At 70.2% G+C, this 23,316-nt stretch carries 20 protein-coding genes; 10 read left to right on the top strand and 10 right to left on the bottom strand.

Annotated elements, in window-relative coordinates; genetic code table 11:
• Nucleotides 1-8: 8 nt before the first annotated feature.
• Nucleotides 9-764 carry a DUF1707 domain-containing protein gene (locus tag ABH940_RS04845; protein ID WP_370104415.1) on the bottom strand — a complete coding sequence of 252 codons (756 nt, stop codon included), beginning with the start codon at nucleotides 762-764 and terminating at the stop codon, nucleotides 9-11.
• Between the two features lie 159 nt (nucleotides 765-923).
• On the opposite strand from ABH940_RS04845, the gene ABH940_RS04840 reads away from it, so the two are divergent.
• The 4 genes from ABH940_RS04840 to ABH940_RS04825 all read left to right on the top strand — a co-directional run bounded on the left by ABH940_RS04840 (nucleotide 924) and on the right by ABH940_RS04825 (nucleotide 4,891).
• The gene (locus ABH940_RS04840; protein WP_370104413.1) at nucleotides 924-2,579 is read left to right on the top strand and encodes a fumarate hydratase; all 1,656 of its coding nucleotides are present in this window, start codon (nucleotides 924-926) and stop codon (nucleotides 2,577-2,579) included.
• A gap of 48 nt (nucleotides 2,580-2,627) precedes the next feature.
• Nucleotides 2,628-2,759 (top strand): hypothetical protein, encoded by a 132-nt coding sequence (locus tag ABH940_RS04835; protein WP_370061278.1) that lies wholly within the window; start codon nucleotides 2,628-2,630, stop codon nucleotides 2,757-2,759.
• A 98-nt stretch (nucleotides 2,760-2,857) separates the two neighbouring features.
• On the top strand, nucleotides 2,858-3,448 hold the full coding sequence (locus ABH940_RS04830) for a Uma2 family endonuclease (protein WP_370061280.1): 591 nt from the start codon (nucleotides 2,858-2,860) through the stop codon (nucleotides 3,446-3,448).
• Nucleotides 3,449-3,505: 57 nt separating this feature from the next.
• Entirely contained in the window at nucleotides 3,506-4,891 is a 1,386-nt protein-coding gene (locus tag ABH940_RS04825) for a class II fumarate hydratase (RefSeq protein WP_370061282.1), read from the top strand.
• A gap of 12 nt (nucleotides 4,892-4,903) precedes the next feature.
• Here the strand turns inward: ABH940_RS04825 and ABH940_RS04820 are convergent, their stop codons facing one another.
• Both ABH940_RS04820 and ABH940_RS04815 read right to left on the bottom strand, forming a co-directional pair.
• Nucleotides 4,904-6,916, bottom strand: a complete 2,013-nt coding sequence (locus ABH940_RS04820; protein WP_370104412.1) for a glycosyl hydrolase family 18 protein — start codon at nucleotides 6,914-6,916, stop codon at nucleotides 4,904-4,906.
• A gap of 151 nt (nucleotides 6,917-7,067) precedes the next feature.
• Nucleotides 7,068-7,406, bottom strand: a complete 339-nt coding sequence (locus ABH940_RS04815; protein WP_370061286.1) for a tetratricopeptide repeat protein — start codon at nucleotides 7,404-7,406, stop codon at nucleotides 7,068-7,070.
• 257 nt (nucleotides 7,407-7,663) lie between these two features.
• On the opposite strand from ABH940_RS04815, the gene ABH940_RS04810 reads away from it, so the two are divergent.
• The 3 genes from ABH940_RS04810 (at nucleotide 7,664) to ABH940_RS04800 (ending at nucleotide 12,206) form a co-directional block, all read left to right on the top strand.
• Entirely contained in the window at nucleotides 7,664-8,695 is a 1,032-nt protein-coding gene (locus tag ABH940_RS04810; RefSeq protein ID WP_370061288.1) for an isopenicillin N synthase family dioxygenase, read from the top strand.
• A 343-nt stretch (nucleotides 8,696-9,038) separates the two neighbouring features.
• Nucleotides 9,039-10,478, top strand: a complete 1,440-nt coding sequence (locus ABH940_RS04805) for a hypothetical protein (protein WP_370061290.1) — start codon at nucleotides 9,039-9,041, stop codon at nucleotides 10,476-10,478.
• A 219-nt stretch (nucleotides 10,479-10,697) separates the two neighbouring features.
• Nucleotides 10,698-12,206, top strand: coding sequence for a cytosine permease (locus tag ABH940_RS04800; RefSeq protein ID WP_370104410.1), 1,509 nt, complete (start codon nucleotides 10,698-10,700; stop codon nucleotides 12,204-12,206).
• A gap of 73 nt (nucleotides 12,207-12,279) precedes the next feature.
• Here ABH940_RS04800 and ABH940_RS04795 read toward each other — a convergent pair whose 3' ends face one another.
• Nucleotides 12,280-13,236, bottom strand: coding sequence for a LysR family transcriptional regulator (locus ABH940_RS04795; protein WP_370061294.1), 957 nt, complete (start codon nucleotides 13,234-13,236; stop codon nucleotides 12,280-12,282).
• A 138-nt stretch (nucleotides 13,237-13,374) separates the two neighbouring features.
• Between ABH940_RS04795 and ABH940_RS04790 the strand changes: the two genes are divergently transcribed.
• Nucleotides 13,375-14,619, top strand: a complete 1,245-nt coding sequence (locus tag ABH940_RS04790; RefSeq protein ID WP_370104408.1) for an MFS transporter — start codon at nucleotides 13,375-13,377, stop codon at nucleotides 14,617-14,619.
• A 13-nt stretch (nucleotides 14,620-14,632) separates the two neighbouring features.
• On the opposite strand, the gene ABH940_RS04785 is transcribed toward ABH940_RS04790, so the two are convergent.
• Entirely contained in the window at nucleotides 14,633-15,601 is a 969-nt protein-coding gene (locus tag ABH940_RS04785; RefSeq protein WP_370104407.1) for a pirin family protein, read from the bottom strand.
• A 65-nt stretch (nucleotides 15,602-15,666) separates the two neighbouring features.
• Entirely contained in the window at nucleotides 15,667-16,569 is a 903-nt protein-coding gene (locus ABH940_RS04780; RefSeq protein WP_370061300.1) for a LysR substrate-binding domain-containing protein, read from the bottom strand.
• Nucleotides 16,570-16,691: 122 nt separating this feature from the next.
• Here ABH940_RS04780 and ABH940_RS04775 point away from each other — a divergent pair, with 122 nt between their 5' ends.
• Together ABH940_RS04775 and ABH940_RS04770 are read left to right on the top strand one after the other, a co-directional pair.
• Nucleotides 16,692-17,246, top strand: coding sequence for a peroxiredoxin (locus ABH940_RS04775; RefSeq protein WP_370061302.1), 555 nt, complete (start codon nucleotides 16,692-16,694; stop codon nucleotides 17,244-17,246).
• 11 nt (nucleotides 17,247-17,257) lie between these two features.
• A complete protein-coding gene (locus ABH940_RS04770; protein WP_370061304.1) occupies nucleotides 17,258-17,788 on the top strand; it encodes an alkyl hydroperoxide reductase in 531 nt (176 codons plus the stop codon).
• A 159-nt stretch (nucleotides 17,789-17,947) separates the two neighbouring features.
• Here ABH940_RS04770 and ABH940_RS04765 read toward each other — a convergent pair whose 3' ends face one another.
• The 4 genes from ABH940_RS04765 to ABH940_RS04750 all read right to left on the bottom strand — a co-directional run bounded on the left by ABH940_RS04765 (nucleotide 17,948) and on the right by ABH940_RS04750 (nucleotide 23,293).
• Nucleotides 17,948-19,465 carry an AI-2E family transporter gene (locus ABH940_RS04765; RefSeq protein ID WP_370104405.1) on the bottom strand — a complete coding sequence of 506 codons (1,518 nt, stop codon included), beginning with the start codon at nucleotides 19,463-19,465 and terminating at the stop codon, nucleotides 17,948-17,950.
• A 343-nt stretch (nucleotides 19,466-19,808) separates the two neighbouring features.
• A complete protein-coding gene (locus ABH940_RS04760; protein WP_370061308.1) occupies nucleotides 19,809-20,465 on the bottom strand; it encodes a lytic transglycosylase domain-containing protein in 657 nt (218 codons plus the stop codon).
• A 492-nt stretch (nucleotides 20,466-20,957) separates the two neighbouring features.
• Nucleotides 20,958-22,280, bottom strand: coding sequence for a PhoH family protein (locus tag ABH940_RS04755; protein WP_370061310.1), 1,323 nt, complete (start codon nucleotides 22,278-22,280; stop codon nucleotides 20,958-20,960).
• Between the two features lie 221 nt (nucleotides 22,281-22,501).
• Nucleotides 22,502-23,293: an isoprenyl transferase gene (locus ABH940_RS04750; protein ID WP_370061312.1), complete on the bottom strand. Its 792-nt coding sequence runs from the start codon at nucleotides 23,291-23,293 to the stop codon at nucleotides 22,502-22,504.
• Nucleotides 23,294-23,316 lie beyond the last annotated feature (23 nt).

Raw genomic sequence — 23,316 nt, 5'->3', positions numbered from 1 at the left:
TCGCCGGATCAGTCCGATCCCAGTTGCTTCCGCAGCCGGTCCTTCAGCTTGGGCTTCTTGTGCCGTGCGGAGACCCCGCCGAAGATCGCGCCGCCGCGGATCGTCACCACCGGCCCGCCGGGGGTCTGCGACTCCTCCTCCTGGACGTCGAAGCCGCCGAAGACGGCCACTCCCCCGCCGCGGACGCTCGCGGTGGCCGGGACGGTGATGTCGATGCCGCCGAAGACCGTCCAGGCGTTGATCACCAGCTCGGGGCCCTCGATGACCGCGTCCGAGAGATCGATCTCCACGCCGCCGAAGACGGCGACCGCCGTGAGCAGCCCACGCGTGCGGAAGCGGCCCTTGCGCTGGGCGCCGCCGAAGACCGCGATCGCGTGGTCCGTCGTCGTCCCCGCGAACGGCTCGGGCTGCGGCTGGGCCGGAGCGGGAGCCGGGGTCGGGGTCGGCTGACCGGAGACCGGGAGGTCCTTGGTGAGCGGGACCAGCTCGCCCATGGTCTTCGCCGCGTAGGCGGCCTCCAGCCGCTCCGCGTGCTCCTCCGCGTCGAGACGGCCCTCGGCGTACGCGTCGCGCAGCGCCTCGGCGACGCGCTCGCGGTCGGCGTCGGAGGCGCGCAGGTCGTCCGGCCCGGCGGGGTCGGCGTACGGCCTGGCGGCGGGCTTGGCCACGGGCTGCGGCTTGTCGAAGGACGGCTTCGCCTGCGGCAGGCGCTCCGATCCCGACTCGGGCGGCTGATGGGACGACGAAGACGAGGAGTTGTCCACGCGCCGAGAATAGTCAGCGGACGCGGACCGGGACCAGTGACTCGGCCCTCTGCTGTGATCCGGGGCACCTCCCCCGCACCGCCCGACGGCTTCCGCGCACCGCTCGATACCCTGGAGGGCGCGCCGACGACGACGCCTGACCGTGAGGATTGTCCGCTGATGCCCGAGTTCGCCTACACCGACCTGCTGCCGTTGGGGAAGGACGAGACCCCCTACCGCCTGATCACCTCCGAGGGCGTCAGCACCTTCGAGGCGAACGGGCGCACCTTCCTCCAGGTCGAGCCGGAGGCCCTGCGGCTGCTGGCCGCCGAGGCCATGCACGACATCTCCCACTACCTGCGCCCGGCCCACCTGGCCCAGCTGCGCCGGATCCTGGACGACCCGGAGGCCAGCCCGAACGACAAGTTCGTCGCGCTGGACCTGCTGAAGAACGCCAACATCGCCGCGGCCGGCGTGCTGCCGATGTGCCAGGACACCGGCACGGCGATCGTCATGGGCAAGCGCGGCCAGGGCGTCCTGACGGAGGGCGGTGACGAGGAGGCGCTGTCGCGCGGCGTGTACGACGCGTACACCAAGCTGAACCTGCGCTACTCGCAGATGGCCCCGCTGACCATGTGGGACGAGAAGAACACGGGCTCCAACCTGCCGGCGCAGATCGAGCTCTACGCGACCGACGGCGACGCGTACAAGTTCCTCTTCATGGCCAAGGGCGGCGGCTCGGCCAACAAGTCGTTCCTGTTCCAGGAGACCAAGGCGGTCCTGAACGAGGCCTCGATGATGGCCTTCCTGGAGCAGAAGATCCGCTCCCTCGGCACGGCCGCCTGCCCGCCGTACCACCTGGCCATCGTCGTCGGCGGAACCAGCGCCGAGTACGCGCTGAAGACCGCGAAGTACGCCTCCGCGCACTACCTGGACACGCTCCCGACCGAGGGCTCCGCGACCGGCCACGGCTTCCGTGACGTCGAGCTGGAGCAGAAGGTCTTCGAGCTGACCCAGAAGCTGGGCATCGGCGCGCAGTTCGGCGGCAAGTACTTCTGCCACGACGTGCGCGTGGTCCGGCTGCCGCGTCACGGCGCGTCCTGCCCGGTGGCCATCGCGGTCTCCTGCTCGGCCGACCGCCAGGCGCAGGCGAAGATCACCGCCGAGGGCGTCTTCCTGGAGCAGCTGGAGCGCGACCCGGCCCGCTTCCTGCCGGACACCACGGACGAGCACCTGTCCGACGACGTGGTGAAGATCGACCTCAACCGGCCGATGGCCGACATCCGCGCCGAACTGAGCAAGCACCCGGTCAAGACCCGCCTGTCGCTGACCGGCACCCTGGTCGTGGCGCGCGACATCGCGCACGCCAAGCTCAAGGAGCGCCTGGACGCCGGCGACGGCATGCCGGAGTACCTGAAGAACCACCCGGTCTACTACGCGGGCCCGGCCAAGACCCCCGAGGGCTACGCCTCCGGCTCGTTCGGCCCGACCACGGCCGGCCGGATGGACTCCTACGTCGACCAGTTCCAGGCGGCGGGCGGCTCCATGGTCATGCTGGCCAAGGGCAACCGCTCCCAGCAGGTCACCGACGCCTGCGCCAAGCACGGCGGCTTCTACCTCGGCTCCATCGGCGGCCCGGCGGCGCGCCTCGCCCAGGACTGCATCAAGAAGGTCGAGGTCCTGGAGTACGCCGAGCTCGGCATGGAGGCCGTCTGGCGCATCGAGGTCGAGGACTTCCCGGCGTTCATCGTGGTCGATGACAAGGGGAACGACTTCTTTGCTTCGCCGGAACCGACGCCGACCTTCACCTCCATCCAGGTCCGCGCGGGTGCCTAGAGCCACCAGGCAGGCCGACGGACGGAGTCCGGCGCAGCCGGTCGAAGCTTGAGAGGCCCCCAGGGGCCGAGCAATGCGAGACCGGCCATCGGCACAGGTGTCAAGGGCAACGACTTCTTCACCGACCCGGGCCCGGTCCAGCCGCTGATCACCAACATCCCGGTCGGACCGAAGGCCTGACGGCCAGGCTGTTCACTCGTCAGGAGGCCCTCGCACACTGCGGGGGCCTTCTGTCGTACCGCTGCGGTAGCGTTTCTGGTGGCGAAGGAGGTTGGCGGATGACCGTCCTGCACGAGCGCGAGTCGGACCATGCTGCCTCACGGCTGCCCGTCGACGCCTTCGAGGAGATCGCGCGCGTCGCGGCCCGCGAGGACGTCAGTCTTGAGTTCATCGACGGCAGGCTGTGCGAGAAGCCCGTGCCCGACGGCGACCATGCCATGATCATCCAGTGGCTGCTTCGGATCTGCATCCAAGCGCGACCCGAGCTTTATCTCTTCCCTGAGCAGGGGCTGCGCATCCGAGGCCATCGGAACGGCTTCGCCCGGCCCGACGGCGTCCTTGCTCCGTCCATCGCGGGTCAGGGCGAGTGGGCCGCCACCGACGGGGTGCTTCTCGTCGCCGAGGTGACGTCCTACGACACGGACACGGACCGGCGCGACCGCATCGAGAAACCCCGTGCCTACGCCGAGGCGCGCATCCCCGTCTACCTGCTGATCGACCGGGACAGCTGCGAGGTCGTCGTCCATTCCGACCCGGACGGCACCCGCTACGAGACCGTCCACCGCCGCCCGTTCGGCAAGCGGGTCGATCTCCCTGAGCCCGTGGGGTTCGAGCTCGACACCGAGCCGCTCAAGGACTGGGTTCGCTGACCGCAGCGGCGTGTCCGGGGCGGGAACAACGTCCCGTGCTGGGACGCTGAGCGGGATATGGACGACTTCCGGATCGAGCACGACTCGATGGGCGAGGTGCGCGTTCCCGCCGAGGCGAAGTGGCGGGCGCAGACGCAGCGGGCGGTGGAGAACTTCCCGATCTCCGGTCAGCGGCTGGAGCGGGCGCACATTGCGGCGCTGGCGCAGATCAAGGCTGCGGCCGCGGCGGTGAACGCGAAGCTCGGGGTGCTGGACGCGGAGACCGCGGAGGCGATCCGGGCGGCGGCCGAGGAGGTCGAGGAGGGGCGCTGGGACGCGGAGTTCCCGATCGACGTCTTCCAGACCGGGTCCGGGACGTCGTCGAACATGAACGCCAACGAGGTCATCGCGACGCTCGCGAGCGAGCGGCTGGGGCGTCCGGTCCACCCCAACGACCAGGTCAACGCCAGCCAGTCGTCCAACGACGTCTTCCCCAGCTCGATCCACATCGCCGCCACCGCGGCGGTCGCCCACGAGCTGATCCCCGCGCTCAACCACCTCGCCGACGCGCTCGCGCGCAAGGCGGAGGAGTTCGCGGTGACGGTGAAGTCGGGCCGGACGCACCTGATGGACGCCACGCCGGTCACCCTCGGCCAGGAGTTCGGCGGCTACGCCGCCCAGGTCCGGTACGGGGTGGAGCGGCTGCGGGCGACGCTGCCGCGGGTGGCCGAGCTGCCGCTCGGCGGGACGGCGGTCGGGACGGGCATCAACACCCCGCCCGGCTTCTCCGCCGCCGTGATCGAGGAGGTGGCGCGCGCCACCGGGCTGCCGCTGACCGAGGCGCGGGACCACTTCGAGGCGCAGGGCGCCCGGGACGGGCTGGTGGAGCTGAGCGGTCAGCTGCGGACCATCGCCGTCGGGTTCACGAAGATCTCCAACGACCTGCGCTGGATGGGTTCCGGGCCGCGTACGGGGCTGGGTGAGATCAACCTGCCCGACCTCCAGCCGGGTTCGTCGATCATGCCGGGCAAGGTCAACCCGGTGATCCCGGAGGCGACGCTGATGGTCGCCGCCCAGGTGGCCGGCAACGACACCACCGTCGCGATCGCGGGCGCGAGCGGCAGCTTCGAGCTGAACGTGATGCTGCCGGTGATCGCCCGCAACGTGCTGGAGTCGGTGCGGCTGCTGGCCGCCGTCGCCCGACTGCTGGCTGACCGGACGGTCGACGGCATCACCGCCAACACCGAGCGGCTCCGCGAGTACGCGGAGTCCTCGCCCTCGGTGGTGACGCCGCTCAACCGCTACCTCGGTTACGAGGAGGCCGCGAAGATCGCCAAGCAGGCCCTGGCGGAGCGCAAGACGATCCGTCAGGTCGTGCTCGAGCGCGGCCATGTGGCGGAGGGGCGGATCACCGAGCAGCAGTTGGACGAGGCCCTGGACGTGCTGCGGATGACCCACCCCTGAGAGGTCGACGGCTCAGCTCAGGGCGAGGTCGTCGGCGAAGACGTTGCCCTGGCCGTACCAGCCGTGGACGTAGACCGTCACCGTGCCGCTGGAGCCGGTGGTGAACGGCACGTTCAGCTGGTTCCAGCCGCTGTTGCTGGACCAGGTGCTTGCCGTCGCGCCCCCGCTCACGCCGACGTACGCGTAGTTGCCCTGGACCCAACCGGACAGCGTGTAGCTGGTGTCGGGCTTCAGGGTGACCGTCTGGTCGCACTCACCCGTGGCGGACGAGGTGGGTGTGACCTGGAGCGCGTGCGAGCCGCTGTGCGTGGGCGAGGTCACCACCTGGCTGCCGGACTGGCAGGTCCACGGGCTCAGGCTGCCGCTCTCGAACCCGCCGTTGACCAGCGCACCCGAGCCGCCGGACCCGGTCGGGCTGGACGAGGGCGAGGTGGACGGCGACGTGGACGGCGACGTCGAGGGAGAAGTGGAGGGGGACGCGGACGGCGAGCCGCTCGCGCTGGACGACGCCGTGGCAGTCGGGCTGCCCGTGGGCGGCGTCGGGCAGGTGCTCGCCGACCCGTTGATGTCGTTGACCGCGTCGTTGAAGAGCGTGGTCGCGGGATCGAGGTCGTAGAGCGAGAACATCATGAAGCCGGCGAGGCCGTTGCAGTGCGCGTAGTCGGCCCTGGTCTGGATCGACTGCGCGGACTCACCGCCGTAGAAGTTGGTCCCGTCGTAGAAGTACGCGGAGTCGGTGACGGGATCCCAGTAGGTGTCGGCCGGATTGTCGACCGTCCCGGTCAACTCCTTGTACATGGCCACGCCTGGCACGTTGCCGGAGTCGGTCTGCCCCGCCGACGCGCCCGTCGCGGTCTGATAGAGACCGTGGTTGCTCCCCGCCGGTACCCCGGTCCAGCCGCGATAGTAGAACGGCAGGCCGATAGTGAGTTTGTTCGCCGGGAAGCCGCCTGGTATCCCGTACTGCGAATCCCCTACGGTCCAGGCCTTGATGGCGTTGTCGACGCTGTACGTCTCGTTGCCGGGGGCGACCTTGGACTCGGGCGAGTTGGGGTTGGCGTAGAGCGGGTCCTGCTCGTCCGTCGGCCCGGTGGCGTTCCACGCGCCGTACATGTCGTACGACATGACGTCGCCGAAGGTCAGGTACTGGGCGATCTGGTTGGTCTGGATCAGGCTGATCTTGTCCTGACCGGACGGCAGCGCGGCCGAGAGCGCGTAAGTGTGGCCGTCGGCGGCACCCTGGGCGTTCAGCTCGTTGCGGAACTCGGCCAGCAGCGCGGTGTAGTCGGCGGTGTCGTTCGGCGAGTAGTGGTTGCCGAGGTGGCCGCCGCTGGAGGCCGGGTACTCCCAGTCGATGTCGAAGCCGCTGAAGATGCCGGCCGCGGTGCCGGTGCCGCCGTAGCCGTTCTCGACGGGCAGGTTGCCCTTGATGAACATGTCGATGCAGGACGAGACGAACTTCTGCCGGGAGGCCGCGGTGGCGGCCACGTCGGAGAAGTACTTCGAGTAGGTCCAACCGCCGATCGACAGCAGGATCTTGAGGTTCGGGTACTTCTTCTTCAGCTCCTGGAGCTGGTGGAAGTTGCCCACGATCGGCTGGTTGTAGACGTCGGACGTGCCGTCGACGCTGATGCTGGAGTCGTAGGACTTCCCGTAGTCGGCGAAGGCGTCCTCGGCGCCGTCACCGGCGTTGGGGTCGCTCTCGCCACCCGGGTCCGGGTCGGTGGCCTTGGTGTTCTCGAAGCAGGTCAGGTTGGTGGGGTCGATGTTCTCGAAGTCGTAGATGAGGTAGTCGACCTTGCCCGCGATCCCTTCGGTGTCGAGGTTCTTGGGGTAGAAGGCGTTCTGGTAGATCGACCACTGGTCGTAGTAGGCGACCTTGATGCCGCCGCTGGTGGCCGCCGCCTTGGTGGTGTTCGTCGCGGCAGCCGCGCCTGCGGGACTGCCGAGCAGGGAGGCGGCCAGGCCGAGCAAGGCCGTGGCCGCCCCCGCGAGTGTGAGTCCGATCCGTCTGGAGCGTGGCATGACGCATCCTCCGCATGGTCGTGTACCCGACACCGCATCAGATTGGTACGTACCAATAGGAGCGTCAAGGGTCTGGACCAATTTGGACTGACAGATCGTCAAAGTCCGTGGTGGCACGGATCGTCCGCCCAGAGCGAAGACGGACGAGGACTCAGATCAGCGACTGGCCGAGCGACTCGGCGAGGCGCAGCTGGGTCGCTGCCTCCTCGGCACGGCCGCCCTGGCGCTCCAGGGTGCGGCCGAGCAACAGACGGGCGTAGCCGTCCACCGGGTCGCGCTCGACCACCTGCGCAAGCACCTCCTCCGCGCGGCGCAGCTGCGCGGAGTGGTAGTAGGACCGGGCCAGCAGCATCCGCGCGGCGGCGTGCGTCGGCTCGGCGGCCACGATCGGGGCCAGGATCAACGCGGCGTCGCTGTACGCCTTGGAGTCGAAGAAGAGCTGCGCGCGGGCGTACTCCTCGGCAAGTGTGTGGTTGATATTCACGGGCATCCCCTTTCGATTTCGATGCCGCTCTGGCGTGTCGGCCGTAGAACACCGGGGAGCATCCCGCACATTCCCTGAGAAGTGTCGGCTTCCTCACCTCCGCCACAGCGGGAAGCGGAAGCGCTCGGCGTTACGCTCGTTCCATGACTCTGCTCGTCTCCCGACGCCACGTGGACTACGTCCGCGTCACGAGCATGTCCTGTCGTGCCGAGGCCTGACCCCAGCGTCCCCTCCCCTCCTGCGCGCACTCCCCGAGGACCGTCATGACCGCCACCGCTCGCCCCTCCCTCTCCCGCACCGACCTCCCCGTCGTCGACCTCTCCGACCTGGACCGCGAGGCGCTCCACCGGGCGGCCCGCGACGTCGGCTTCTTCCAGCTCGTCGGCCACGGCATCGGTCCCGAGGAGAGCGACGAACTGCTGCGCGTCTCCCGCACCTTCTTCGAACTGCCCGAGGCCGACCGGGTGGCCCTGGACAACCGCAACTCCCCGCACTTCCGCGGTTACACGCGGATCGGCAAGGAGCTGACCCGCGGCACCCGCGACTGGCGTGACCAGCTGGACATCGGCGAGGAGTTGCCGCCGCACGTCCCCGCCGAGGGCGAGCCCGCGTACTGGTGGCTGGAGGGCCCGAACCAGTGGCCCGGCGCACAGCCGGAGCTGCGCGAGGTCACCCAGCGCTGGATCGCCCGGCTGAGCGCGGTCGCCGACCATCTGCTGCACGAGCTGCTCGCCTCGATCGGCGCGCCGCCGGACTTCTACGACGCGGCGTTCGCCGGTCATCCGCGCAGCCATCTCAAGCTGATCCGCTATCCCGGCCGCGCCCCCGTCGGCGACGACCAGGGCGTGGGCGTGCACAAGGACTACGGCTTCCTGACGCTGCTGCTCACCGACGGCGTCGGCGGGCTGCAGGTGGAGTCGCCGGAGGGGCCCGAGGCCGGCTTCATCGACGTGCCGCACATCCCCGGCGCGTTCGTGGTGAACCTGGGCGAGCTGCTTGAGGTGGCGACCAACGGCTACCTCAAGGCCACCAACCACCGTGTGGTGAGCCCGCCGGGAGCGCGTGAGCGCTTCTCCGCGCCGTTCTTCTACAACCCGCGCCTGGACGCCCGGATCGAGCCGCTCCCCTTCCCGCACGCCGCGAAGGCCACCGGCGTGACGGAGGACCCGGACAACCCGCTCTTTGCCGAGTTCGGCTGGAACGAGCTCAAGGGCTGGGTGCGTGCCCACCCGGAGGTCACCGCCCGCCAGCACCCCGAGCTGCTGTCTGCTGCGGACCCCGGCACGGCCGCCTGACCATCGCGCGGGACCGCACCACGGGCCCTGCCCACCAGGCGGACAGGCCCTGTCCCGCCGTCGGCCGCGCCGCTACGGTGTCGGCATGACCCTGCTGGTGAGCCGCCGCCATGTGGACCATGGCCTGGCCACCACCACGAGTTGTCGCCGCGTCAGCTGACGCGGCCCGCCACCTCACTCTCCCTTCGAGGGCCGCTCACCTTCCGAGCCGAGCGGCCCTCACGCATGTCCACCCGCCGACCCACCGCCGACCCCCCGGTCCGCGTGCGGGTCCGCGTCCGCTGCTGCGCGACCGGCCGCCTGGCGTCCCTTCCTTCCGCCGAGCCACGGAACAGGACCTGCCATGCGCCTGCGCACCTCTCTCACCTTCACCGCCGCCGCGCTCTGCCTCGCGGTCGGAAACGCCTTCGCGGCAACGCCGTCGTCCCCGACCGGATTCGGGCCGCTGCCGCCACAGAACCCGGCCACCGCGGCCGACGGCACCGCGACGATGCACGGCGACAGCGCCTCCAGCGACACCACCCCGTACCCGGGCCCCGGGATCGGTCCGATCAGCTGGACCCGGACCGCGCTCGCCTCCGCCTGCCCGACCGTGGTGATCGGCAGCGACCGCATGCCCGTCGCGCTCTGCACCACGATCTTCGGGCGGACGCCGACGGTGCACCTGCTCGACCCGTCCACCGGGGGCGACCTCGCCTCACTCGCGCTGCCGAAGGGCAGTCTCTTCGGCGGCGTGTACGCCTACCTGGACAACACCGACGCGCTGGTGGTCGTCGACGGCGACGACAACCTGCTGCGCATCGGCCACCACCGGTCGGCGGGAGGCGGCTGGACGCTCACGGTCGACCAGTCCACGTCGCTGGCGGGCGCGATCCCGGCCGGTGACAGCATCGTCGGCCTCAGCCCCGGGTGGGACGGCCGGATCTGGTTCGCGACCGCCGGCGGCGTGATCGGGACCGCCGACACGACGACGGGCGCGGTGCGGACCATCAGCACCGGCGAGGGCGTGGAGAACAGCATCTCCACCGTCCCCGGCCACACCGCCGTCGCCACCGACCACGCCCTCTACCTGCTCGGCGAGGCCCCGGACGGCACCCCTCGGATCCAGTGGCGCGCCCCCTACGACCGGGGGCCCGGTCGCAAGCCCGGCCAGCTCAGTCGGGGCACCGGAGCGACCCCCAGCTTCTTCGGGCCCGGCGACGGCACCGCCTACGTGACCATCACCGACAACGCGGCCCCGCACGAGAACCTGCTGGTCTGGAAGGTCTCCGCCGGGCCGACGCCGGTCTGCACCACGCCGGTGCTGACGCAGTTCCCGGAGAGCGGCACCGAGGACGCGGTCATCGCCTCCGGACACAGCGTCTTCGTCACCGACACCTACGGCTACCCGTACCCGGCCCTGCCCGCCGGCGCTCCCGCGAGCCTGCCGTCCTCGGCCGACTTCGCGGGCGGCCTGAGCCGGGTGGACCTGGACGCCGACGGCAACGGCTGCCATCCGGTCTGGAACAGCGACGTCCGCTCCGCGGCACTCCCCCGCCTCTCGCTCGCCGACGACCGGATCTACACGGTCGCGGTCAGCGGCCCGACCGGCCTGGTCGGCAGCGACACCTTCGCCCGCTACTCCTACGCGGTGATCGACCCCGCGACCGGCGCCCAGCTGTCCAGCACTCCGATCGGCCTGGGCCTGCTCTACAACCCGCTGCAGATGACCGGCACGACCGCACCCGACGGCACCCTCTACCAGGGCACCGAGACGGGTGTGCTGCGGATCACCCGAGGCTGAACCGGCCGAGGGGGGTGCCGACGAGGGCGCGGACACCCGGGCCACACGCGGGTGACATGCCGGTGCCTCGGACGTCTTGGGCCGAAGTGGAGTAATCGAAACGCGTTCTTCGTCTGATTTCACCATGGTCAGGGCGTATTCATCCGCCAAAGATGTCCAGGACCTTTATCGGGGCCTGCGTCGCCTGTGCCCCGGATGTCCCAGCGCAGAGGCACTCGCATGCAGCACACCTCGACCGCCGACGGAGCGGGCGGCAACGGAGCAGCCCAAGCCGGCCACAGCCTGATCGAGCAGTACGGCGTCGACACCATCCCGGACGCCGAGCGGACCAGCTCGCCCAAGGACATCGTCCACATCCTGGTCGGCTCCAACCTCGCCTTCGGCGTGGTCGTCTTCGGCTGGCTGCCGGTCTCCTTCGGCCTGTCCTTCTGGGGCAGCATGACCTCGCTGGTGCTCGGCACGGCGCTGGGCATCGTGCTGACCGCGCCGCTCGCGCTGGTCTCGCTGCGGACCGCGACCAACCTCTCGACCAGCTCCGGAGCGTTCTTCGGGGTGCGCGGGCGGTTGATCGGCTCGCTGGTCGGTCTGCTGCTCTCGCTCGGCTACACCGCGCTGGCGCTCTGGGTCGGCGGCGACGTCGTGGTCGGCTCGCTCAACCGGATGCTGGGACTGCCCGCCGACGGGCCCGCCTACATCGTCACCTACTCGGTGCTGGCCGTGCTCAGCGCGACCGCGGCCGTCTTCGGCTACCGGATGCTGCTCAAGCTGGAGCGGCTGCTGATGTGGGCGATGGGCGTGCTGCTGATCGCCGGACTCTTCGCCTTCGCACCGCACTTCGACCCGTCGACGCACGGCAGCTACCTGCTCGGCGGCTTCTGGCCGACCTGGCTGCTCTCGGTCGTCGCGGCCGGTCTGAGCGGGCCGATCGCGTTCATCACCCTGCTCGGCGACTACACCCGCTACGTCTCGCCCACCCGCCACGCGCGGGGACGGGTGCTGTGGTCCACCGGTCTCGGGCTCTTCCTCGGCCTGCTGATCCCGCAGCTGTTCGGCACGTTCACGGCCGTGGCGACGCATGCCGGGAACAGCTACGTACACAGCCTGATCCTCGGCTCCCCGGCGTGGTTCCTGCTGCCGTTGCTGGTCAACGGCCTGATGGGCAGCGCGGGTAACACCGGCCTGATGCTCTACAGCATGGGCCTCGACCTCGACGCCATCCTGCCGCGCGCGACCCGGCTCCAGGCCACCTACGTGGTCGCCGCGATGGCGACCGTGCTGGTCTTCCTCGGCCACTTCGTCTGGAACGCGCAGGACGCGGTCACCTCGTTCGTGCTGATCCTCACCGCGATCGGCACCCCCTGGGCCGTGATCACCCTGATCGGTCACTTCCGCTGCCGCGGCGACTACGACCAGCACTCGCTCCAGGTGCTCAACCAGCGCACCCGCGGCGGCATCTACTGGTACCGCGCGGGCTGGAACACGGCCGCGACCGTCGCCTGGGCGGGCGGCAGCGCCCTCGGCCTCTGCGCCGTCGACACCCCCGTCTACCAGGGCCCGCTGCTCCCGTACACGGGCGGCATCGACATCAGCTTCCTGCTCTCCGGCGCCTTCGCCGCAGGCCTCTACCTGCTGCTCTCCCGCGGCGCCCGTGGCCGCGCCGGCCACCTCCCGGGCGGCTCGGCCCGCACGATGGGGACCACGGCGCCGCTCACCCGCGTGGTGGACTAGGCCCTGTCTGACTATTCCCGTCGGATCAGCCCGGGTCGGCTGGCGCGGTCAGCTGCAAGGCGGAGGATCGCCCTCAGGGCCTGGGCCTGTCCGGCGGATCCTTCCGGGCCCAGGTCGGTGTCCAGACGTCGGCGTCGGTCGAAGCGGTTCGCCTGGAGGTGAGGAAGCCGCGAAGTTCGCGGAGTGCGGGATGAGGGTTGTCGTCGCGCCAGATCAGTGACATCGGATAGACCGGCGCCGGGTCACTGATCGGGATGCGCCGCAGGTCGTAGCTGTCCGGCCACAGGTATCGAGAGCCTTCGCCGACCAGCGTCGCCAGGTCCTTCGAGTCGGCGATCTCGTCCAGCAGTGCCTCGTTCCCGAAGACGGGGCCGACCATGTCGATGGTGAGGTCGAAGGCGTCAGCGAGTTCGTAGTAGTAGACGGCCACTTCGCCGCGGGCGTCCAGGCCCGGCATCCAGATGCGGTGTCCGGCGAGTTGTCCCGGCGTGACCGTACGGGCGTTGGCGAGCGGGTGGCGCGGTCCGACGAGCAGTTGGTGCCGGTCGTCGATCACTCGGGCCGTGTTGATCGCGTCCGGCACGAGACGCTGCGGGGGAACCGCGTGGAAGGTGGCGTCGATCGTCCCGGCTTCGACAGCGGCGATCGCGCCGTCGAGGTCGGCGTCCAGCGTCACGACGTCCAGTTCGATCTCGGGATGCGCGCGGTAGAAGTCCTGGACCAGCCCCGCTGTGGCGATCCGCCGGTTGACGACGTCGACGCGTAGGGCGCGGCGGCCGGGACGGACAGACGCGTCGGCCCGCTCCGCCACCCGGAGAAGTTCACGGGCATGGGGCAGGAACGCCTGGCCGTCGATGGTGAGCCGGGCGCCCCGGGCCGTGCGGATGAACAGGCGCACATCCAGGTCCTTCTCCAGCCCGGCGATGCGCTTGGAGACGGCCTGCTGGGTGATCGACAGGCCGGCGGCGGCTTCCTGGAACTGACCGGCTTCCGCGGCGGCGACGAAGGTGCGTACGGCTTCGAGATCCACGCCGAGCCACCCTAGTGGACAACGGACGGTTGTGACTCGCTGGCAGAATCGTTGTTTGACCCGCTGGCGCGTTGCTCGGTTAGCTCTCACCGGTCAACTTCCGTCTGTTCGAGTGGGGCATCAAGGGGGGCGCTGGGCATGCTGCGCAGGCGAGCGTTGGGCCGGCAGTTCGGCTGGCTGTGGGCGGCGTACGCGGTCAGCGCCTACGGGTCCGGGCTGGGATTCGGCGCGTTCCCGCTGATCGCCGTGCTGGCGTTGCACGCCGGCCCCGCCGAGGTGTCCGCGCTGTCCGCGGTGGGGCCCGCCGTGGGCGCGCTGATCGCGCTGCCGCTCGCGCCGTGGGTGGAGTTCCGGCGCAAGCGCCCGGTCATGATCGCGATGGACCTGACCCGGTTCGCGGCCATGATGACGATCCCGGTCGCCTACGCGTTCGGTCTGCTCAGCATCGTCCAGTTGCTCGTGGTCTCGGCCGTCGTCGCCACCGCCAAGATCGCCTTCAACGCGGCCAGCGGCTCCTACCTCAAGGCCCTCGTCAGGCCGGACGACCTGCTGGTGGCCAACGCGCGCTTCGAGTCGACGAACTGGAGCTCCATCGCGATCGGGCCACCGCTGGGCGGAGCGGCGATCGGGCTGTTCGGGCCGGTCACCACCGTGGTGGCCGACGCGCTCAGCTATCTGTTCTCCGCACTGGGCATCACCGCGATTCGCGGCCGGGAGGAGGCGTCACAACCGACGGGCAAGAGCCCGACCCGGGCGGGCGCGCTGCTCGACGGCTGGCGACACATCCTGGGCCATCCCGGCTTGCGGGCGCTCTACCTCAACAACATGCTCGTCGGCGGTCTGATCATGGCCACCGAGCCGTTGCTGTCCGTGCTCCTCCTTCGCCAACTCGGGTTCCCGCCATGGCAGTACGGGCTCGCCTTCGCCGTCCCGTGCGTCGGCGGACTCATCGGCTCGCGACTCGCCCGCCGCGTGGTGGTCCGCTACGGAGAGCAGGCGGTGTTCCGCACCGTCGGCACCCTGCGCTGCGTCTGGCTGATCGGCCTGGCGTTCATCCGTCCCGGCATCGTCGGCCTGGTCACCGTGATGGCGGTCGAACTGGCGATCATCATCAACATGAGCCTGTACGCCCCGGTCGTCGCCACCTACCGGCTCGAACACACCCCCAAGCACCTCGTCGCCCGCACCCTGTCCGCCTGGTCCATCGGCCAGCAGGCGTGCATCGCCGTCCTCACCGCGCTCGCCGGGCTGCTCGCCGACGCCACCAGCCCACGCACCGCTCTCACGGCCGCGGGACTGCTCATCCTGGCCACCCCGCTGCTGCTTCCCCGGAACGTCCACACGGCGCAGCACGAACCGGCCCTGGCCCGCAGCAACTCGTGACCCACCTCGTCGGTCAGCGCGCGCGGCCGCGCGGCTTGAGGCGGAGGGACGGGAGTTCGGGGGCCGGGATCGGGTGGCCGTCGTAGCCGTGGACCTCGCCGAAGCGGTCGCCGGCCATCCAGTCCTGGCGGGCGGCGGCGATCTCCTCGTGCGAGCGGCCGACAAAGTTCCACCACATGACCAGCTTCTCGGCGAAGGGCTCACCGCCCAGCAGCATCACGCTCGCCGGACCGTCGTCCGCGCGCAGCGGGAGGGAGCGGCGACCGCAGCCGAGGTAGAGCAGCGAGCCGGGCTCGATCCGGACGCCGTCGACCTCGGCGGCTCCGGACATGGCCAGGGCCGCGTACTCGAAGTCGGGTTGGAGCGGGAGTCGGGCCTCCGCGCCGGCGGCGATGGTGAGGTCGGCACCCAGCAGCGGCGTGAAGGTCCGGCCCGGGGAGGTCGCGCCGTCCAGGCTGCCGAGGATCACCGTGGCGTCCACGCCCTGGCCCTGGACCCGGGGCAGCTGCGGATGGTGGTCGAAGCTCGGCTCGGTGAAACGGTCGCCGTCCGGCAGCGCCACCCACAACTGCGCTCCGTGCAGCCACTTTCCGTGCGCCTTGGGCGAGCTCTCGGAGTGGGAGACGGCGTGACCCGCCGTCATCAGGCCCAGCTCGCGCGGGTGCACGGTCTGCACGGACCCGAGGCTGTCGCGGTGCTCGACGAATCCCTCGTGCAGCCAACTGACCGTCTGCAGGCCCATGTGCGGGTGCGGTGCGACCCGCATGCCGGACTCGTGCTCGATGTCGTCGGGACCGTAGTGGTCGACGAAGCACCACGCACCGATCATGCGCCGACCCAGGTTCGGCAGCAGCCGGCGGACCACCGTGCTCTCGCCGAGCTGGACCGGCTTGCCGGTCAGCAGCTCCCGGACGGGCTGCGCGGAGACGTCCTCACGTCCGCCGCAGAGCGTGGGCTGGGGCTTAACGTCGAGGTTGCTCATGCCGGTTCCTCCAGATCATCGCTGCCTCCACATCGCTGCCGCCGCATCGCTGTCTGCCCGGCAGCCTACGGCTCGATGATCCGGACCGGGAGTTCGCGCACCGCGACACGCAACGACTCGGCGAAGCGCTCGTACTCGGCCGTGCGCGGCGACGAGTTGCGGTGCGACAGGCCGATTCGCCGCCCCGGCGGAGGATCACTGAACCGGGTCGCGGCCAGCCCCGACGCGCGTCCGGTCTCCACCTGCACCGCCGTGGCCGGGAGCAGCGTCACCCCGAGGCCGCCCGCGACCAGTTGCACCAGCGTCGACAGCCCCGCCGCCCGCGTCGCGCCCGGCTCCGCACCGACCTCACGGCAGAGGTCGAGCGCCTGGTCCCGCAGGCAGTGGCCCTCCTCCAGCAGCAGCACGTCGAGGTCGAGCAGCACGTCGCGCGGCACGTCCACGCGTCCGGCGAGCTCGTGGTCGGGCGGGGTGACCAGCACGAAGTCTTCGTCGTAGAGGGGGATGTCGACCAGCCCCGCGCCACCGGGCAGCGCGAGCAGCAGCAGGTCGAGCCGACCGGACTGCAGCCCGTCGACCAGCTGGTGGGTGCGCTCCTCGTGGACGTGCAGGTCCAGGTCCGGGTAGTGGTCGCGGGCCAGCCGCAGCACGGTGGGCAGCAGGTAGGGCGCTATCGTCGGGATCACGCCGAGGTGCAGCGGCCCGGTGAACGGGCGTCGTGCGGCGTCGACCTCCTCCGTCAGCGCGTTGAGCTCGCCGAGCACGCACCGCGCCCGGACGGCGACACGCTCGCCGACGGGTGTGATGATGACCTTGCGGGTGGTGCGCTCCACCAGCTGGACGCCGAGCGCCTCTTCGAGCGCCGCGACGGCTCCGGACAACGCCGGCTGGCTCATCCGCAGCGAGGCCGCCGCCTCGCGGAAGTGCCGGAGCTCGGCCACCGCCACGAACGCGCGCAGCTGGGCCACGCTGGGGGTCTTACTGATAGCTTCCTCCGATCAACGGGTTCGATTGTAGCTATTTCCCTGATCAAAGCCGGTTGTGCGAGGTTGGCGGGGTACGTCACGCAACCCCCTGAGGAGACCCCTCCGTGCTGACCATCGGCGACAAGTTCCCCGAGTACGACCTCACTGCCTGCGTCTCGATCGAGTCCGGCAATGAGTTCGAGGCCATCAACCACAAGTCCTACGAGGGCAAGTGGCGCGTGGTGTTCTTCTGGCCGATGGACTTCACCTTCGTCTGCCCGACCGAGATCGCCGCCTTCGGCAAGCTGAACGACGAGTTCGCCGACCGCGACGCCCAGATCCTCGGCGTCTCCGGCGACTCCGAGTTCGTGCACCACGCCTGGCGCAAGGACCACAAGGACCTGCGCGACCTGCCCTTCCCGATGCTGGCCGACATCAAGCACGAGCTGATGCGCGACTGCGGCGTCGAGGGCGCGGACGGCACCGCCCAGCGCGCGGTCTTCATCGTCGACCCGAACAACGAGATACAGTTCGTGATGGTCACCGCCGGTTCCGTGGGCCGCAACCCCAAGGAGGTCCTCCGGGTCCTCGACGCGCTGCAGACCGACGAGCTGTGCCCGTGCAACTGGAACAAGGGCGAGCAGACCCTGGACGCGGGCGCGCTGCTCGCGGCCGAGTGAGCAGGTAGTCGATGGCACTCGACGAACTGAAGGCAGCCCTCCCGGACTACGCCAAGGACCTCAAGCTCAACCTGGGCTCGGTCATCGGCAACGCGGACCTGCCCGAGCAGCAGCTCTGGGGCACGGTCCTGGCCTGCGCGATCGCCTCGCGCAGCGAGCGGGTGCTGGCCGAGCTGGAGCCGGAGGCCCGCGCCAACCTCAAGCCTGAGGCGTACGAGGCGGCGAAGGCCGCGGCGGCGATCATGGCGATGAACAACGTCTACTACCGGACGCTGCATCTGCTCTCCGACAAGGAGTACAGCACGATGCGGGCCGGCCTGCGGATGAACGTCATCGGCAACCCGGGCGTGGAGAAGGTCGACTTCGAGCTCTGGTCCCTGGCCGTCTCGGCGATCAACGGCTGCGGGCAGTGCCTGGACTCCCACGAGCAGGTGCTGCGCGCCGCGGGCGTCGACCGCGAGGTCGTCCAGGCCGCAGTCAAGATCGCCGCGGTCGTCCAGGCCGTCGGCGTGACGCTGGAGGCCGAAGGCCGCCTGGCCTGACGCTGACAGGAAGCTGCAACTTCCTTAGGGGCGCGAGGAACTGCGCGAGCAACCACCCAATGCGGATGGCCCTGTTCGTTCGATGAGTCACCACACAGGGGTGGCTTGTCGCGCAGTTCCCCGCGCCCCTGACGTTTGCAACGATCCCTCTGCGAACAACTACTCGCTCGCCGCAGCGCTCAGCGCCGCGCGGATGTCCTCGTCGACGTGGTAGCGCTGGCGGAGGTAGCCGACCGTGGTGTTGGTGACAGCCACCAGCGGGACCGCGACAATCGCCCCGCCGATGCCGCCGACGATCGAGCCGCAGGTCACTGCGAGGATCACCGCGAGCGGGTGGATCCGGACCGCGCGGCCGAGGATGAGGGGCTGGAGCAGGTGGCCCTCGATCTGCTGGACACCCAGCAGGATGGCCAGGACCAGCCCCGCAGTCACGATCCCGTGCGTCACCAGGCCGATCAGGACCGCGATGGTCCCCGTCACCAGCGCGCCCACCAGCGGGACGAACGCGCCGAGGAAGATGATCACCGCGATCGGCATCGCCAGCGGGACGCCCAGCAGGTAGATCCCGATACCGATCGACACCGCGTCGATGAACGCGACCATCACCGTGCCGCGCACGTACGCGGTCAGCGTCGCCCACGCGCGCGGGCCCGCGCCCGACATCGCCATGCGGGAGCGCAGCGGCAGCAACCGGAGCGTCCAGCCCCAGATCCGCTCGCCGTCGTAGAGCAGGAAGAACGTGCAGAAGGCGGCCAGGAAGACGCCGGTCACGATCTCCACCACGATGCCGACCGTGGAGAAGCCGAACGAGGTGATCTGGTCGCTGTTGGTGCCCACGACCTTGGTCAGCTGGTTGGCGAACTCGTTGATCTGCTTGTCGGTGAGGTGCATCGGCCCGGTCTCGAGCCAGTGCTTGATCTGCAGGATGCCGGTCTGGACGTGGTCGGTGACCTGGTTGAGGTTGGTGCTGACCTGCCAGACCACGAACCAGGCGACCAGCGCGATGCCGATCAGCCCGCCGAGGAAGGTCATCGCGGTGGCCAGGCCGCGGGGGACGCCGTGGCGGCGGAACCACGAGACGGTCGGCTGCAGCAGCGCGCTGATCAGCAGCGCCGCGACGAAGGCGAAGGCGACGATCCGCAGCGTGCCGATGATCCGGAACAGGAAGTACAGGCCCGCGCCGACGATCAGCAGGCGCGCGATGCCCTCGGCGGCCACCCGCAGCGTCCACGGGACGGCCTCGGAGGGGTGCGCGGGGCGCGCCGGATACGGCGGCTGGCCGTTCACCGCGCCGCCGTTCACGCCGCCGTTGACGCCGCCGTTCACCGCGCCGCCGTTGACGCCACCGGTCACGCCGCCGTTCACGCCGCCGTTGACGCCGCCGTTCACCGCGCCGCCGTTGACGCCACCGGTCACGCCGCCGTTCACGCCGCCGTTCACGCCGCCGTTGGCGCCGTTCACCGCGCCCGCGGGCAGCCCGCCGGATCCGTCCGCAGTGCCCTCGACCGAGGCGGCCGGCACCGGGATCGGATGCGGCTCGGCCGCGCGCACCTCGATCGGGTGCGGCTCGATCGGGACGTGGACGACCGGGTCCGGCTGCGGGGACGCCTCGGCCTCGGCGCGCCTACGGGCGAGACGCCCGATCAACGCCGACCATCCGCCGCCCTCGCCCGTCATTCCGTCCGCCCCTTCTCCCTGTCGCACGTACCGGTGTCGCACATGCCTGTGTCGCACCTGTCGGTACGGCCTCGAACGCTACCGGGTGCAGCGGGTCACCGGGGCAACGGCACCCGTGGATCGGGGAGACATCAGGGAGATGTCGGGGATCAGATCAAAATCTTTCGGACAAATCAGGAGAAAGAGGTTTAGCCCTGCTGGGGCGCGGGGACGGTGGTTCACGAGGCCGTCCCGCACACGCGGCCTCTCCGTGGGAGAAGTAGGAAGCCCCCGATCGGACAGGGATCGGGGGCTTCCACACGTTCAGCGCCAGGCCGGAACCGGCAACGCCGGCTGGACCGGATCAGTACCAGCTGTGGGCCTGCCAGAAGGACCACGCGCCGCAGGGGCTGCCGTAGCGGGAGTTCATGTAGTTCAGGCCCCACCGTATCTGCGTGGCCGGGTTCGTCTGCCAGTCGGCGCCGGCAGAGGCCATCTTGTCGCCGGGCAGCGCCTGGACCAGGCCGTACGCGCCGGATGACGCGTTGGTCGCCTGGTAGTTCCAGCCGCTCTCACGGGTGACGATCTGGCTGAAGCACTCGAACTGGGTGGTGCTCCCGATGATCGACGCGGCCAGCGCCTGGACGGAGCCGGGGCTGTAGGAGACCAGTTGGGCACGCTGCGCCGCAGCCTCGCGGCTGGCGGCCTCCTGCGCTGCCGCGGCGGCGGCACGAGCAGCCGCTGCGGCCTCCGCTTCCGCCTTGGCGTGGGCAGTCTTGGCGGCCTGCAGGCGGGCTTCCTGGGCGGCGACCTTCTGTGCGGTGACAGTGGCCGCTGCCTGCTGGGCGTCACTCTGGCGGTACAGGTTGTCACTGACGACCTGAGCCGAGTTGCCCGACGGGATTGCGGAGAGGAGGGTCGAGCCTGCGACGTCGGACACCTGGGCAGGCTTCGCCTCACCCGAGGCGACGCCGACAACGGCGCCGACGGCAGTCACGGCAGTGGCGGAGGCCACGGCCATCCCCCGAACCGAAATCCGGTTCACATGGTTTCCTTCCAGCGTCGCCCGCGTGGTGACCGAACGGACGAACCCCGCCCTTGACGCTGGCCTCCCCGGTGCACTGGTCACGGAAGACGCGGGCCCGCTCGCGCCCCGGTTTCCCGGAGCACGTTTCAAAATCGGGCGGCGTGCGGCCTCACGATGTTCAGTTGTTGTGTGTGGATTGCGAGCGGATGGTGCATGTTCCGCTTGCAAGTCGTGCCGCACGCAGGGCCTGACAGATCCCACACACTGCCGCACGGCGGCGCGCAAGCGCAATTCCCCTCTGCGTGGCGAAGCTCACATGGCTCATTGAGCCACCAATTCACGCCAGTCACTCGCCTGACAGATGACGAATCGTTACGCTGCTGTGCCCTCCCGGCGCGGAACCGGGAGGGCACAGGGGTTATGGGCGACTGACATGCGGTTCGGCGGTTTTGAGGCCGCCTCAGCTGCTTCGGGCGCTTCAGGTGGTTAGGGCTGAATGTCCTCCAGCATCTCGGTCACCAGTGCGGCGATCGGCGAACGCTCCGAACGGTTGAGCGTCACGTGGGCGAAGAGCGGATGCCCCTTCAGCTTCTCCACGACGGCCACAACCCCGTCGTACCGACCAACCCTCAGGTTGTCGCGCTGCGCGACGTCGTGGGTGAGCACGACCCGCGAACCCTGCCCGATTCGGGACAGAACGGTCAGCAGGACGTTGCGTTCCAGCGACTGCGCCTCGTCGACGATGACGTAGGCGTCGTGCAGCGAGCGCCCGCGGATGTGAGTGAGCGGCAGTACCTCCAGCATCCCGCGGGAGAGCACCTCCTCGATCACGTCCGGGGTGGTCACCGCGGAGAGGGTGTCGAAGACGGCCTGAGCCCAGGGGCTCATCTTCTCCGACTCGGAGCCCGGGAGGTAGCCCAGCTCCTGCCCGCCGACCGCGTAGAGAGGCCGGAAGACCATCACCTTGCGGTGCTGACGCCGCTCCAGCACGGCCTCCAGACCCGCGCAGAGCGCCAGCGCGGACTTGCCGGTGCCGGCCCGACCGCCCAGCGAGACGATCCCCACCTCCTGGTCCAGCAGCAGGTCCAGCGCCACCCGCTGCTCCGCGCTGCGCCCGCGCAGCCCGAAGGCCTCGCGGTCACCGCGCACCAGCCGGACCCGACCGTCGGCGGTCACCCGTCCCAGCGCGCGCCCGCGCTCGGAGGTGATCACCAACCCGGTGTGCACGGGAAGCTCCCGCGCCGCCGGGATGTCGATCGGATCGCCCGTGAACAGGCCGTCAACCTCCTCAGCACTGACGGCCAGATCGGACATTCCGGTCCAACCGGAGGTGATGGCCAGCTCCGCGCGGTACTCCTCGGCCAACAGGCCGACGGAGGAGGCCTTGACGCGCAGCGGCAGGTCCTTGGAGACGACGGTGACGTCGAACCCCTCGGCCTGGAGGTTCCTCGCCACGGCGAGGATCCGGGTGTCGGCGTCTCCCAGCCGGTATCCGGCGGGGAGGACGGCGGGGTCGGTGTGGTTCAGCTCGACCCTGATCGTGCCGCCGAGTTCGCCCACCGGGATCGGGGCGTCCAACCGGCCGTAGCGGACCCGGTAGTCGTCCAGCAGACGCAGCGCCTGCCGGGCGAAGTAGCCGAGCTCAGGGTGGTGCCTCTTGGCTTCCAACTCGGTCACCACGACCACGGGAAGCACGACCTCGTGCTCCTCGAACCTGGTCATGGCGCTCGGGTCAGCCAGCAGGACACTGGTGTCGAGGACGTACGTGCGCCGGTCGTGCGTACTCCGGCGGCTCTTCGAACTGACCACAGGGCCTCCCGGGCGAGTGGCCCGCTGCCACCCGCGGTTCACCGTCGCCCTCGGCCCCGATGGCCGAGGTCACGGTCTGACTCCGGTTATTCCCCAGGCGTCTCATTCCATGCAGGACGCATGCGGTTGTCGACGGATCTTCACCATGCCGTCATGCTTCGGGGGCGCGTCGCGCGGGTCTCCGACGTGGTGCGACGTCCCCAACGTGCCCTGAGCGGGAATCAGCCGCCGTAGCGGCGGTTGCGGGCGGCGTAGTCGCGGAGGGCGCGGAGGAAGTCGACTTTGCGGAAGGCCGGCCAGTACGCCTCGCAGAAGTAGAACTCCGAGTGCGCCGACTGCCACAGCAGGAAGCCGGAGAGCCGCTGCTCACCCGACGTGCGGATGACCAGGTCCGGGTCCGGCTGGCCGCTGGTGTAGAGGTGGCGGGCGATCTGCTCGACGTCGATCATCTCGGCGACCTGCTCCAGCGGCGTCCCCGCCGCTGCCTGCTCCTGGAGCAGCTTCCGCACCGCCTCGGCGATCTCGTGCCGACCGCCGTAGCCGACGGCCACGTTGACCAGCAGGCCCTTGTGGTCCGCGGTGTCCTGGTCCGCCGCCTTCAGCACCGACGCCGTCGACTCCGGCAGGAGATCCAGCGCGCCGACCGGGTGGACCCGCCAGCGGCCGGAGGCGGCGAGACCGCGGACGGCCTCCTCGATGATGCCGAGCAGCGGCACCAGCTCCTCGGCCGGCCGGGTCAGGTTGTCCGTGGACAGCAGCCACAGGGTGACCACCTCGACGCCGGTCTCCTCGCACCAACCGAGGAACTCCGGGATCTTGTCCGCGCCGGTCTGGTGCCCGTCCGCCGTCGACATGCCCGCCGCGCGGGCCCAGCGGCGGTTGCCGTCGAGCATGACCCCGACGTGGCGCGGCCCGCGCCTGCGGTCCAGATGCGCCTCGACGCGGTATCCGTAGAGGCCGTAGACGACGTTCCGGAGCAGCGGGGAACGCCGGACCCATCCTCCGAGATCCATGTCGGCCCCTCCGTGTGCTCGCC

Source organism: Streptacidiphilus sp. BW17 (assembly GCF_041262485.1).
Classification (GTDB): domain Bacteria; phylum Actinomycetota; class Actinomycetes; order Streptomycetales; family Streptomycetaceae; genus Streptacidiphilus.
The sequence above is the reverse complement of the archived record's forward strand: the minus strand, read 5'-3'. Positions and strand labels throughout refer to the sequence as shown.